The 12,774-nt window shown below is 69.9% G+C and carries 13 protein-coding genes; 2 read left to right on the top strand and 11 right to left on the bottom strand.

Going from position 1 to position 12,774, the window contains the following annotated elements:
* The first annotated feature begins 113 nt into the window (after window positions 1-113).
* Window positions 114-1,436 carry a DUF6801 domain-containing protein gene (locus ACZ5J1_RS14290; RefSeq protein ID WP_464559916.1) on the top strand — a complete coding sequence of 441 codons (1,323 nt, stop codon included), beginning with the start codon at window positions 114-116 and terminating at the stop codon, window positions 1,434-1,436.
* A gap of 83 nt (window positions 1,437-1,519) precedes the next feature.
* Window positions 1,520-2,167 (top strand): class E sortase, encoded by a 648-nt coding sequence (locus tag ACZ5J1_RS14285; protein WP_464559914.1) that lies wholly within the window; start codon window positions 1,520-1,522, stop codon window positions 2,165-2,167.
* Window positions 2,168-2,182: 15 nt separating this feature from the next.
* Here ACZ5J1_RS14285 and ACZ5J1_RS14280 read toward each other — a convergent pair whose 3' ends face one another.
* The 11 genes from ACZ5J1_RS14280 to ACZ5J1_RS14230 are packed head-to-tail and all read right to left on the bottom strand — an operon-like array spanning window position 2,183 to window position 12,774.
* The gene (locus ACZ5J1_RS14280) at window positions 2,183-2,857 is read right to left on the bottom strand and encodes a hypothetical protein (protein ID WP_464559912.1); all 675 of its coding nucleotides are present in this window, start codon (window positions 2,855-2,857) and stop codon (window positions 2,183-2,185) included.
* Entirely contained in the window at window positions 2,854-3,405 is a 552-nt protein-coding gene (locus ACZ5J1_RS14275; protein ID WP_464559910.1) for a hypothetical protein, read from the bottom strand. Before ACZ5J1_RS14275 ends, ACZ5J1_RS14280 begins: the two co-directional genes overlap by 4 nt.
* Window positions 3,372-4,601, bottom strand: coding sequence for an MCE family protein (locus ACZ5J1_RS14270; protein ID WP_464559908.1), 1,230 nt, complete (start codon window positions 4,599-4,601; stop codon window positions 3,372-3,374). Before ACZ5J1_RS14270 ends, ACZ5J1_RS14275 begins: the two co-directional genes overlap by 34 nt.
* Complete coding sequence (locus tag ACZ5J1_RS14265) at window positions 4,598-5,707, bottom strand: MCE family protein (RefSeq protein ID WP_464559906.1); 1,110 nt, start codon at window positions 5,705-5,707, stop codon at window positions 4,598-4,600. The genes ACZ5J1_RS14270 and ACZ5J1_RS14265 overlap by 4 nt, the downstream gene beginning before the upstream one ends.
* Window positions 5,704-6,903: an MCE family protein gene (locus ACZ5J1_RS14260; RefSeq protein ID WP_464559904.1), complete on the bottom strand. Its 1,200-nt coding sequence runs from the start codon at window positions 6,901-6,903 to the stop codon at window positions 5,704-5,706. Before ACZ5J1_RS14260 ends, ACZ5J1_RS14265 begins: the two co-directional genes overlap by 4 nt.
* Window positions 6,900-7,877 carry an MCE family protein gene (locus ACZ5J1_RS14255; RefSeq protein ID WP_464559902.1) on the bottom strand — a complete coding sequence of 326 codons (978 nt, stop codon included), beginning with the start codon at window positions 7,875-7,877 and terminating at the stop codon, window positions 6,900-6,902. Before ACZ5J1_RS14255 ends, ACZ5J1_RS14260 begins: the two co-directional genes overlap by 4 nt.
* On the bottom strand, window positions 7,868-8,950 hold the full coding sequence (locus tag ACZ5J1_RS14250; protein ID WP_464559900.1) for an MCE family protein: 1,083 nt from the start codon (window positions 8,948-8,950) through the stop codon (window positions 7,868-7,870). The genes ACZ5J1_RS14255 and ACZ5J1_RS14250 overlap by 10 nt, the downstream gene beginning before the upstream one ends.
* Window positions 8,947-10,221 carry an MCE family protein gene (locus ACZ5J1_RS14245; RefSeq protein ID WP_464559898.1) on the bottom strand — a complete coding sequence of 425 codons (1,275 nt, stop codon included), beginning with the start codon at window positions 10,219-10,221 and terminating at the stop codon, window positions 8,947-8,949. Before ACZ5J1_RS14245 ends, ACZ5J1_RS14250 begins: the two co-directional genes overlap by 4 nt.
* Window positions 10,221-11,048, bottom strand: coding sequence for an MlaE family ABC transporter permease (locus tag ACZ5J1_RS14240; protein WP_464559896.1), 828 nt, complete (start codon window positions 11,046-11,048; stop codon window positions 10,221-10,223). The genes ACZ5J1_RS14245 and ACZ5J1_RS14240 overlap by 1 nt, the downstream gene beginning before the upstream one ends.
* The gene (locus ACZ5J1_RS14235; protein WP_464559894.1) at window positions 11,048-11,827 is read right to left on the bottom strand and encodes an MlaE family ABC transporter permease; all 780 of its coding nucleotides are present in this window, start codon (window positions 11,825-11,827) and stop codon (window positions 11,048-11,050) included. Before ACZ5J1_RS14235 ends, ACZ5J1_RS14240 begins: the two co-directional genes overlap by 1 nt.
* Window positions 11,824-12,774 (bottom strand): ABC transporter ATP-binding protein, encoded by a 951-nt coding sequence (locus tag ACZ5J1_RS14230; RefSeq protein WP_464559892.1) that lies wholly within the window; start codon window positions 12,772-12,774, stop codon window positions 11,824-11,826. Before ACZ5J1_RS14230 ends, ACZ5J1_RS14235 begins: the two co-directional genes overlap by 4 nt.

Genomic DNA, 12,774 nt, shown 5'->3' with positions numbered 1-12,774 from the left:
ATTGCGGCTTGTGGTGCCCGTCACACAGTGTGAAACTCACTGTTGCACCAGGGGGCAAAAGGGAGGCCGCCGGTGCTACTAGGGAGGAAAAACCTGTGGCTACTGCTATGCCCATGCGGCGTCTCGCCGCGCTGACCGTCGGCGCTCTCGCAGCCGGCACCGTGTCGGCCTTCGCGCTGGGAGGCGTTCCCGCCAACGCGGACACGCCGTCCGGCACGGTCTCGATCGACAAGTCGTTCGACTACAAGTGCAACCTGTTCGCAGCGTTGAACAAGAACGACCCCATGGAGATCGCGAACGACCCCAACTTCCCGTTCGTCGTCAACGTTCGGGCTCAGTCGACCGTCCCCGGCACCGTGTACGCAGGACAGTCGATCGCGCCGACCCCGACCACCATCACGCTTCACCTCGACGACAACCTGTGGAACGCGACAGCGATCCTCACCGGTGGCGGGTGGAACATCGAGCTCTCGGGAGCGAACACCCCGGGGATGTCGCGCAGTCTCGACGGGTACTCCGACGACTCGTCGATCGGCTTCACGGTGGCAGGTCATCGGACGGATGTGCCGATCAACGACCTTCGCGTCGACAACGCGCCGATCCCCGGCAAGGCCGCGGGCTCGGCCATGGTTCCGGAGAGCCCCTGGCTGGTGCCGACGGCTGGCACCGTCGCGAAGATCGACGTGCCCGCGTCCGCCGCTGGTCAGTCCGCCACTCTCCAGATGCCGCACACCTTCACCGCGTTCTCAACCCTCCTGAACGGGTCCGTCGACGCGAACGACCCGACGGCTGGTCACCAGGACTACTACGCCCGACTCGATTGCACCTTGCCCGACGCTGTCGACGGCTCCTTGCTGGCGAACCCGATCCCGATCGTCGCTCCTGCAACGACCTCGATCTCCGCTCCGTCCACGGTGACCCCGTTCGCCAAGAGTGCAGTCCTCTCCTACGCCGTCCAGGGTGTCGACGCCGGCACCGTGGACGTTCTCGACGGAGCGAAGGTCCTCAGCACCAGCACGTTCAGTGCCGGCCACGGCTCGGTGAAGCTGCCCGTGCTTCCGGTCGGATCGCACCGGCTCACGCTCAAGTACGCGGGACGCTACGGAGCTCTGGCGAGCTCGACGACCAGCACCGTGACGGTCGCCAAGGTCGCCGCGTCGATCAGCTCGGCGACGATCGCGCCGAAGACGATCAAGGCCAAGAAGACCGCTCCGAAGCTCTCGGTCTCGGTCACGTCCGCCGCTGGAGCACCCACCGGCACCGTGACGGTCACGCTGAAGGGCAAGAAGGTCGGTTCGGCCACGCTCAAGGGCGGCAAGGCCACGGTGAAGCTGAAGAAGTTCGCCAAGAAGGGCAAGCAGACGCTGTCCATCTCCTACGGCGGTTCCGCGACGACCACCGCGGTGAGCAAGACCCTCAAGGTCACCGTCAAGTAGTGATGCACCACCGGAGCCCGGTGGGTGGTCCCCTGGGGCCGCCCACCGGGCTTTCCCGTGCTCCGATGGGCGAAGATGGTCCGGTGAGGGAGTCGGAGGGGCGGCGCGGTCCCGAGCGCCGCGTCTCGGGGGTCCTGACCCTGGTGATCCTGCTCCTCCTGGGCTTCCTCGGCTGGCAGCTCATCGGGACCGACCTGGTCTCGCACCACCGCCAACGCAGCGTCGTCGGGGCGTTGCAGGACGGCTGGTCCGACCGCACCGGTGACGCCACGCACGATCCGGTGCGGATCGGCGAGGGCTTCGCGATCCTGCGCATCCCACGCTTCGGCCCCGACTTCGAGGTGCCCGTCATCCAGGGGGTCGCCGACGACCAGCTGGCCTCCGGGGTCGGCCACTTCTCCGACACGGCCCGACCCGGGCAGGTCGGCAACTTCGCCGTCGCCGGCCACCGGGTCACCCGCGGTCAGCCGTTCGGAGACTTCCCCTCCTTGAGGGCGGGGGACCGCGTGATCGTCGAGACCCGGACGGATGTGTTCACCTACGTGCTCGACGACGGCGGGACCGACCTCACGGTGGGCTACCAGGACACCGGCGTGGTCCAACCGGTCCCGGACCGGCCTCGCGCGACGGCGAAGCGCGCCCTGATCACGCTGATCACCTGCTCCGAGCTCTACCGCACCCAGGACCGCTCCGTGGTGCACGGCCACCTGGTCGCCGCCCAGCGTGCCTGATCGGCAGGGCTGAGGTCAGAGCGACACCGAGTCGCTGACCAGCCAGCGGCCGTCACGCTTCGTCATCGTGAGCACCGTCCGCACGGCGATCGGGTCGAGCGCCGCGCCGGCACTGGTGCGACCCTGGTCGACGTACAGCAGGACCCGTGCCGTCGTGGGGGAGCAGTCCTCCCCGCACTCGAGGACGGCGACGTTGCGCACGGTCGCGGTGACGACGAGCTTGCGCTGCGCCGCCAGCGACGTCACGGTCGGTACGACGCCGGCGAACTTCGTCGCGAAGGCCGGGGTCATCCGCTTCTGGGCGGCGGCGAGGTCGTCGGCCACCGAGTCGTAGGAGTAGCTGAGGATCTGCTCCGCGGCCGTCGCCGCAGCCGACGCGGCAGCGCTCTGGGCGTCGGCCTGGGTGGTCGCGTCGCGGTCGTCCCGGACGAGGTCGACGGTCGCCACCACGCCGAACGCCAGCGCAGCGACGGTCGCGGCGGTCAGCGGCACCAGCCACCGCCGCACCCGGCGGGGCGGGTGCAACAGGCTGCTCCGGCTCGTCGTCCGTTCGGCGGCGGCGTCGACGGCCTCGACCGTCCTGGTCGCGCCTGCCGGATCGGCGGTGCGGCGTGCCTCGCCGGCGATCCGGGGACGCCGGCGGGGCGTGCTGGCCGACGCGCTCGGGCGTCGCGGCTGCTTGATGCTCACTTCGCTGCTCCCGTCGTGGCATCGACGGCGTGGAAGTCCTCGACCAGCCACCTGCCGTCCTGCTTGACCAGCGCGACCTGCCACCGCAGTCGCGGCGGGTTGGTGAGGGTGCCCGTCGGAACGGTGTCGGCATCGACGGCGACCAGGACCTCCGCCGAGTCGGAGTCGAGGCTCTCGACGGCTGCCTGGCGGACCTTGCCGGTGCTCTTCAGCTCGGTCTTCGCGTAGGCCGACAGCAGCCCTTCCGTGGACGCCTTGAACTGGGCGGCGAACGCCGAGGTCAGCAGCGGGGCCACCCGGGCGTCGTACTCGTCGAGGTCGGTCACGTCGTAGGTGTTGATGCTGGCCGCGAAACGTGAGGCCGCGGAGATGGCGTCCGGGCGGGCGTCGGCCTGCTGCCGGCTCGTCGGCTCCGGGCGACTCAGGGCCCACACGCCGGTGGCGATGCCGGCGACCAGGGCGAGTCCCAGCCCGATCGCGACCGGGCGAGCGGGTGCCCACTGCTCCTCGACGCTCACTTCGTCGCCGCCGGCCCGAGGACCATCCATGACCATGACTCACTTCCCAGATCGTTGGCATCGACGCCACCGGTGCCCGTGTCGGCACTGGCCACCACTCGCTTCGAGTCGGCGTCGTAGGTGCCCACGACACGGCTCGGCGCCGAGGCGGCTGCCTTCTTCGTCGTGGTGCAGCGACCGACCTTAGCCCGCGTGCTCGCGCCGTCGGCCGGCGCGGTGTCGAACGGCTCCCGGATCGTCGCGCCGGTCGTGCAGATCCCCGGGCCCGGTTGCAGCGAGAGGCTGAACCGGGCGCTGTAGTGGCCGGTCGCCGGGTCCTTCGCCAGGATCGAGTACGCGCTCTCCAAGCCGTACGGCGCGAGCACGAGCACCCCCTGGATACCGGGCAGGTGCGCACGCACGACCCGGTTGGTGGTGACCAGCTGGTCCACCAGCCGTCCCAGCTCGACCGAGTTCTCCGCGACCAGCGAGCGGAGCTCGTCGGCCGCACCCGCGCCCGCGTCGATCACCGTGCGCAGATCCGTGTCGGAGCTGCGCAGCGTCCGTGAGAGCAGGTCGAGGTTCGTGACGAAGGAGGAGATGTCGTCGCCGTGGTCGATCTGGGTCTGCAGCACCGAGGTCGAGTCCTTGATCAGCTGCGCGGTCACGTCGTACTTCTCCTGCGCGGTCGAGATGAAGGAGCCGGACGTGCTGATGATCGAGCGCAGCTTCGGACCGGTCCCGGCGAAGGCGATGCCGAGCTGGTCGATGACGGTGCTCAGGTCGTCGGCCGGCACCGAGGAGATCAACCCGTCCAGGTCGGTGAGCAGCGTGTCGGTGCGGACCGGGATCCTGGTCGAGGCCTGAGCGATCTCGGAGCCGTCGCGCAGGAACGGGCCGCCGTCGACGCGTGGCTGGAAGTCGAGGTACTGCTCGCCGACCGCCGACTTGTTCGCCACCACCGCCAGGGTGTCCGACGGGATCCTGGTGTCGCTCTCGACCTCGACCTGCACGTCGACACCGCCGCTGGTCAGCACCATCGTGCGGACCCGGCCGACGCCCACGCCGCGGTAGGTCGCGTCGGCGCCGGCGAAGATGCCGCCGGAGTCGGCCAGGTGGATGGTCACGGTGTAGCCGCCGCGGCCGACGAGCCGGCCCACGTGGGCGTAGCGGGCGCCGATGAAGCTGGTCGCGGCGAGGCCGATGACGAGCAGCCCGACGAGCTGGAGACGCAGTGTCCTCGTCATCGGACCGCGCTCCCCGCCAGCGCGGCGGCGACGCCGTCCTGGGACTGGAGCCAGCTCGTCATCGCGGACCTCTCGGCCGGGGTCATGGCGTCGAACGTCGCACCGAAGTCGGTGTCGAAGTCGATCACGGTGTTGAGGTAGTCGCCCGTCGCGCTCTCGGCCGCCCGTGCTGGGGTGCTGCCGACCGCGGCGTCCGGGAACGGGAACGTCGGCAGGATCCGGAGTGCGTCGACGAGGTCGTCGCCGCTGCGCGCGAGGTTTGCGACGATCGGGGTGAGCTTCGCCAGGTCGTGCACGGTGGCGGCCTGGGACTTCTGGATCACCTGGGTCGCCACCGAGCTGAGGTCGGTGAGCGAGGAGATCATCGCGACCAGCTGGTCGCGCTGTGAGTTGGCCACGCGCAGAGCCTGCGGGAGGTGATCGAGGGCCAGCTCGATCGCAGACGTCTGCGCGCGGGTCTGTCGGGCGAGCCGGTCGATCTGGCCGAGGGCCGAGACCAGGTCCCGCTTGGAGTCGTCGGCGGTGCCGACGATCTCCTCGAGTCGGTTGAGGAGGACGCGCACGTCCGTCTCCCGCCCGGCGAAGGTGTGGTTGAGCTCGGTGGTGATCTCGGAGAGCTTCGCCACCGACCCGCCGTTGAGGACGAGGGAGAGCGCGCTGAGCACCTGCTCGATCTGCGGGTTCTCCCCGGTCCGGGCCAGGGCGATGCTGTCGCCGTCGCCCAGCCGACCGACCGGGTCCTGCGCCGGTGCGGCGAGCGAGACGAACTTCTCGCCCAGGATGCTGGTCTGGCGGATGGTGGCGACGGCGTTGTCGGGCAGCTCGACGTCGCCGTTCACGACGAGGCTCACTCGGGCGTGCCAGCCGTCGAGGTCGATCGCGCTCACCCGTCCCACCGAGACGTCGTTCACCTTGACCGCGTTCTGGGGGACGAGGTCGAGGACGTCGTCGAAGTCGACGGTGATGGTGAACGGGTGGTCGCCGACGGCGGCACCTCCCGGGAGGGGCAGGTCGGCGACACCGCCGCTGCACCCGCTCAGGCCGAACGCGAGGAGACCGATGACGGGGGCGGCCAGGCTGGCCCGTCGGGGGAGGGGACGACTCATCGTGAGACCCCCATCATCGTCTCGATCCCGCCGGACTCGGCGGTCGTCGGTGTCGCTCCTGCGGTACGACGGCTCGCTGCGCTGCTCGCTCCGGGCACGCTGGCCGCGAGCTGAGTCAGGACGTGACCGACGTCGTAGCAGGTCGTCTCCTGGTCCGGGTTCTGCCCCGACGCCAGCCCGCAGTAGGCCGAGATGACCGACGGGTTGGTCAGCAGGGAGAAGTCGTCGGAGTCGGCAGCCTTGAGTGCTCCACGGCTGTTCAGGGCGCTGGAGGAGGGGTCGTAGGTCGCGATCAGGTGGGTGATGGCGTCGGGCCCCTCGGTGAGGATGGAGGCCAGGTTCTTCCGCTGCGTCGCGAGGCTCCGGGTCACGCTGGTCAGGCCGTGCACCGTCTTCTTCAGCGAGGTGCGGTTCTCGGCGACGTACGCCCGGACCTCGTCCAAGGAGTCGGCGAGTGAGGAGAGCGCGCCGGCGAGGTCCGTCCTCTCCCCGGCCAGGACGTCGGAGACGTCGGCGAGGCTGCTGTTGAAGTCACGCACGGCGGTGTCGTTGGCGTCGAGCACCGAGACGAAGTCGGCGAGCTGGGTGACGCTGTTGAAGAGCTCGTCCTTGTTGCCGGCGAAGGTGCTGCTCAGCTCCGACAGCGCGGTGATGCTCCGGTTCAGCTTGGCTCCCTGGCCGTCGAGGTTGCGGGCGCCGTTGTGGACGAGACGGGACAGGGCGCCGTCGGAGTTGGCGCCCTGGGGGCCGAGGGCCCGGCTGAGGTCGTCCAGCGCCGCGTAGGTCTCGTCGAGCTCGACGGGGACCTCGGACCGGGTCTGGTCGAGGAAGGAGTGGTCGGGCAGCTTCGCGCCCGTGTCGTAGGCGGGAGTGAGCTGGATGAACCGGTCGCCGACGATGGCGGGGGAGACGATCACGGCGTGCACGTCGGCTGGCACCGGGTAGTCGCCGTCCCACGACAGCGTGACGCGGACCTTCGTGCCCATCGGGCGGACCGAGTCGACGGTGCCGACCTCGACGCCGAGGATCCGGACCGTCGAGCCCGGGTAGAGCGAGACGGTGCGGGTGAAGTCGACGGTGAGGTGCTGGTCCCGGTCGTGCGGCCAGACCTTGACCAGGGTGAGGCTGAGCAGGGCCAGGACCACGAGGATCAGGCCCGCCTTCAGCTCGAGGGTGCGGACGGTCGTGCGGCTCACAGGCCTGGCACCCCCAGCATGCTCATCAGGTTGTAGAGGAAGCCGTCGATCCACGGCCCGTTGCCCGTCGCGCTGTTCACTCCCGCGTAGAAGGCGGGCAGCTTGGTCAGCGCGGCGTCGATGTTCTGCTCGTTGTCCTCGAGCACGCCGACCACCCGGGCGAGGTGCGTCAGGGTCGGCCGGAGATCGTCCCGGGTGTCGGTGACCAGCCCGTGCAGCTGCTCGCTCAGCCCCCGCACGCCGACCAGCAGGTCGTGCACGGCCTCGCGGCGAGCGCTCAGCGCGGTGAAGAGGGTGCCGCCGTCGCGGAAGAGCGCGGTGATCTCGCGGTTGCGCGAGTTGAGCGTCCCGGTCACGCCCGACAGGTTGGTCAGCAGGGTCTTGATCTGGTCGTCGCGCTTGGCGAGGTTCTCCGAGAGGCGGGTGATCCCGTCGACCGCGCCGCGGAACTCGGCCGGCGTGTTCTCGGTCGCGTCGGCGAGGACGTCCATCGAGTAGGCCAGCTGGTCGGTGTTGATCTGCTGGGTCGTGGTCGACAGGTCGGAGAACGCGGAGACCAGGTCGTACGGCGGCGTCGTCCGCGCGGTCGGGATCGTGCCGCCGTCGTCCAACCGCCCGGTCCCCGCGGGGTCGAGCGCGAGGTACATCGTCCCGAGCAGGGTCTTGATCCGGATCGAGGCCGACGTCCGCGAGCGGACCTCGTCCACGTGGTCGGACAGGGTGAAGGTCACCGTGACGGTGCGGTGCTCGAGCTCGAGCCCGTCGACCGTGCCGACCCGGACACCGGCCATCCGGACGTCGTCGCCCTTCTTCAGGCCGCCGACCTCGGTGAACCGGGCGTGGTACGTCGTCCCGCCGCCGATCAGCGGCAGGTGCTCGGCCCGCAGCGCGGCCAGCAGCAGCACCGCGATGATCAGGACGCCGACGACGCCCACGGTGGTGGGGTTGCGCTCGCGGAAGGGCTTCACCGGCATCGGTCGACCCCCTCTCCGGTCACCGTGACCCGCGTGGTGGTCCCGAAGGTGCGGGGACTCTGCCAGCCCTGGATGCTCGGCACGGCGGGCAACGAGCCGCGGACCCCGATCTCGCAGACGTAGAAGTTGAAGAACGATCCGTAGGCCATCGCGCTCTCCAGGTGGTCGAGCTTGATCGGCAGCACGCCGAGGGTGTCGTCGAGGCGTTGCCGCGCCGAGGTCGTGTCGAGGCTGGCGCTGAACGTCGCCAGACCGGCGAGGTCGTCGGTCAACGGCTCGCGGACGTCGTCGAGCAGGCCGGCGGTGGACTGGGCCAACGACGCGATCGGGTCCAGGCCACCGGTGATCGTGTCCTTGTCCTCGGCGAGCCCGGTGATCAGCTGCGACAAGGTGCTGATCGTGTCCGACAGCTCGGCGTCGCGGTCGTTGAAGGAGGTCAGGACCGCGGTGAGGTTGGTGATCACGCTGCCGATCAGCTCGTCCCGGTCGGCGAGGGTCCCGGTCAGCGAGGACGTCTTGGCGAGGAGGGACTCCACCGTGCTTCCCTCACCCTGGAAGACCTGGATCAGCTCGTAGGCGAGCTGGTTGGTCTGCTCGGGGTCGAGCGCCGCGAAGAGTGGCTTGAAACCGGCGAAGAGCGCGGTCAGGTCGAGGGCCGGCGCGGTGCGGTCGAGCCCGATGACGGCCTCGGCGTGCAGCGGCGTCGTGCTGCCCTCGGTGCCAGGGCTGAGGGCCAGGTACCGCTGGCCGACCATGTTGCGGTAGCGCAGCGTGGCGAGCGTGCTCCCGGTCAGGGTGACCGCCGAGTCGACGGAGAACCGGACGAGCGCGTTGGCCCCGCCGGGGGTGACGTCGATCGAGCCCACCTCGCCGACCCGGACACCGGCGATGCGGACGTCGTCACCCGGCACCAGGCTGGTCGCGTCGGTGAAGAGCGCGCGGTACTCGGTCCGCTCGCCGAAGGAGACGTTGCCGATCACCAGCACGATCGCGCCCGTCATCAGCGCCGTCACGACGAGGAAGGCGACCAGCTTGGCCAACGAGCTCGTCGTGGCGCGGTCCCAGCGGGTCATCTGACGCTCACCTCGGCTCCGCGCAGGGCCGGGATCGCGGCTTCGGCGGCGAGGTCGGGCACGGCGTCGGCGTCGACGCCCATCGCGCCCGCGAGCAGCTGGGTGACGCCCTGCCTCTCGGTCGCCGAGCCGGGGGTCGCGGCGCGGTGGTCGGCGAGTCCGAAACGCGCCAGCAGGCTCGCCGGTGCCCCGGGTGCCGGGTCCTTCGGGCCGTACGTCGGCGAGGGCAGGCTGCGGCAGTCCGGAGCGAGGTCGGCGTCGAGCCCGGGCTGGGACACCTCCTCGCCGGCTGCGTAGCCGGTCGCGGTGCGCGGGGCGAACGAGATCGAGACGTGGGCACGCTCGTCACGGAATGCGTCGTTGATGCGAGGGAGCAGTCCCTCGATCCCGCCGAGGAGGCAGGGCAGCGTGGGGGAGTACTTCGCGAGCAGGTCGAGGGTGGAGCGCGATTCGTCGGCCAGCGTGATCAGGTTGTCGCCGTTCTCGCGCAGGAAGTCGTCGGCGGTGTCGGCGAGCGAGTCCACGCTGCCGAAGAGCTGCTGCAGCTGGGCCTGCTTGGCGACCACGGTGTCACCGGTGACGACGGCGTTGGAGAGCAGGTCGCCGATCTCGGGCATGGCGTCGCCGTAGGTCTCGGCCACGCGACCGAGCGCCGTGATGTCGTCGACGAGGTCGTCGGCGAGCGGGGCGAACTTGACCAGGTAGTCCTGGAGCGAGGTCAGGGTCTTACCGAGGCTGGTCCCCTGGCCGCTGAAGGCCTCCGACAGCGCGGTCAGGAGGTAGGAGAGCTTCTCGGGCTTGATCGCGGTGAGCAGCGGGTAGGCGTCGTTGAGGACCTGCTCGACCTCGGGGGGCAGCGAACCCTGGGCGATCCGGGCTCCGGCGGTGATCGCGGTCCCACCGGCTCCGGCGAGCGGGCGCAGGTCGACGTACTTCTCCCCGAAGAGGGTCTTGGGCACGAGGTAGGCCTCGACCCGGGCGGGGATGGTGCCGGCGAGGTCGGGGTCGAGCGCCAGATGGATCTCGGCGTCGGTGCCGTCGGAGGTGATCGCGGCGACGCGACCGACGATCACGCCGCGCAGCTTCACGTCGGCGTTCCTGCTGAGCTCGAGGCCGACGCCGTCGCTGGTCACGGTCGCCGGGAGGTCGTGGGTGAACTTCTTGGTGAACACGGCGTAGGTCAGCCAGACCAGTGCCAGCACGAGCACCAGGGCGGCGATCCCGCTGGCCCGCACCACACCGGGACGGTCGCCGAGGGGGACGTGGGCCATCAGCCGGCCAGCCTGACGGTGGTGGTCGTGCCCCAGATCGCCATCGAGAGCAACAGGTCGACGACGTTGATCACGACGATCGAGGTGCGCACCGCGCGCCCCACCGCGATCCCGACGCCGACCGGGCCGCCGCTCGCGGTGTAGCCGTAGTAGCAGTGGATCATGATCACCGCGACCGCGAAGATGATCACCTTCACGAACGACCACGCGATGTCCCCCGGGGGGAGGAACAGGTTGAAGTAGTGGTCGTAGGTGCCGGTGGACTGGCCGTAGGCGAGGGTGACGGTGAGGCGGGTGCCGACGTAGGAGGAGAGCAGGCCGACCGCGTAGAGCGGGATGATCGCGACCATCCCGGCCAGGACCCGGGTGCAGACCAGGTAGGGCAGGGAACGGATCGCCATCACCTCGACGGCGTCGACCTCCTCGGAGATCCGCATCGCACCGAGCTGGGCGGTGAAGCCGCAGCCGACCGTCGCGGCGAGCGCGATCCCGGTGACCACGGGCGCGATCTCCCGGGTGTTGAAGTAGGCCGAGAAGAAGCCGGCGAAGGCGCCGGTGCCGAGCTGGTTGAGCGCCGTGTAGCCCTGGAGCCCGACCTCGGTGCCGGTGAAGAACGTCATCGCCATGATCACGCCGACCGTGCCGCCGATGACGGCGAGGCCACCCCGCCCGAAGGTGACCTCGCCGAGCAGGCGGAGGACCTCCTTCGGGTACCGGGTCAGCGTGCTGGGCAGCCACGAGATGACGCGGACGTAGAAGACGAGCTGGCTGCCCAGGCCGTCGACGGCGGCGGAGGTGCGGCGACGGGTCGCTTCGAGGAGCGCCATCAGATCGCCTTCGCCGGGATGATCTGGAAGTAGAGCGTGGTCATCACGAAGTTGGCGACGAAGAGCAGCAGGAAGGTGATCACGACCGTCTCGTTGACCGCCTGGCCGACTCCACGAGGACCGCCCTCGGCGTTCATCCCCTTGAACGAGGCGCACACGCCCGCGATGAGCCCGAAGACGAGAGCCTTGGCCATGCCCTGCCACAGGTCGGGGAGCTGGGCGAGCGCGGTGAAGCTCGCGATGTACGCGCCCGGGGTGCCGCCCTGGAGGACGACGTTGAAGAAGTAGCCGCCGAGGATGCCGACGAAGCTGACCAGTCCGTTGAGGAAGACCGCGATCAGCATGCTCGCCAGCACCCGCGGCACGACGAGCCGCTGGATCGGGTCGATCCCCATCACCATGAGAGCGTCGAGCTCCTCGCGGATCTTGCGGGCGCCGAGGTCGGCGGAGATCGCCGAACCGCCGGCACCGGCCACGAGGAGAGCCGTCGCGATCGGGCCGGCCTCACGCACGATCGCCAGCACCGCGGCGGAGCCCGTGAACGACTGGGCGCCGAACTGCTGGATCAGGCTGCCCGCCTGGAGCGCGATGACGGCGCCGAAGGTGATCGCCACCAGGGCGGTCGGCACGATCGTCACCGAGGCCAGGAACCAGGCCTGCTGGATCAGCTCGCGCAGCTGGAAGGGGCGGCGGAAGACGGCCAGGAAGGTGTCGGTGCCGAAGGCGAAGAGTCGGCCGGCCGTGGTGAACGGCCGGGCGACGACGGTGAGGGTGCTCACCGGCCTGACCTCAGGCGGTCGGGCCCGAAGGAGCCAGGAGGCGGGGTGACCCCGTTGAGCCGGCACCATTCGCCCGGGGCCTGCTGGCTGCGGCGCGGGATCCCGTTGGAGGGCTCGAGCTGCAGGGCGATCGGAGGCAGCGGGGGAAGGTCCATGTCCTTCTCCGCGGCGAGCTGGTCGGCGTCCTTCTCCTCGCTCATCCCGATCGGGCCGACCCGTTGGGCGTTGAGGAACTGACGGACCACCGGCTCCTCGGAGGAGAGCAGCATCTCGCGGGGGCCGAACATGGCCAGGTGCTTGTGGTAGAGCAGGCCGATGTTGTCGGGCACCGTGCGGGCGGTGTTGATGTCGTGGGTGACGATCAGGAAGGTGGCGTCGATCTGGGCGTTGAGGTCGACGATGAGCTGGTTGAGGAACGCGGTGCGGACCGGGTCCAGGCCGGAGTCGGGTTCGTCGAAGAGGATGATCTCGGGGTCGAGGACCAGGGCGCGGGCCAGGCCGGCACGCTTGCGCATGCCGCCGGAGATCTCACCGGGGAGCTTGTCCTCGGCGCCGATCAGGCCGACGAGGTCCATCTTCTCCATGACGATGTTGCGGATCTCGGTCTCGGACTTCTTGGTGTGCTCCCGCAGCGGGAAGGCGACGTTGTCGTAGAGGTTCATCGAGCCGAACATCGCGCCGTCCTGGAACAGGACGCCGAAGAGCTTCCGGATCTCGTAGAGCTCCCGCTCCGGGCAGGTCGTGAGGTCGACGCCCTCGATCAGGATCGAGCCACGGTCCGGCTTGAGCAGGCCGATGAGGGCCTTGAGGAAGACCGACTTCCCGGTCCCGGACGGACCGAGCATCACGCTGATCTCCCCGGGCGGGAGGGTCAGCGAGACGTCGGACCAGATGAGCTGCTTGCCGAACGACTTGGTCAGTCCCTCGACGCGGATCTCGACCCCCAT

This window comes from Nocardioides sp. JCM 18999 (assembly GCF_055391175.1).
Note: the sequence above shows the minus strand (reverse complement) of the source record. Positions and strands in the feature narration are given on the sequence as shown.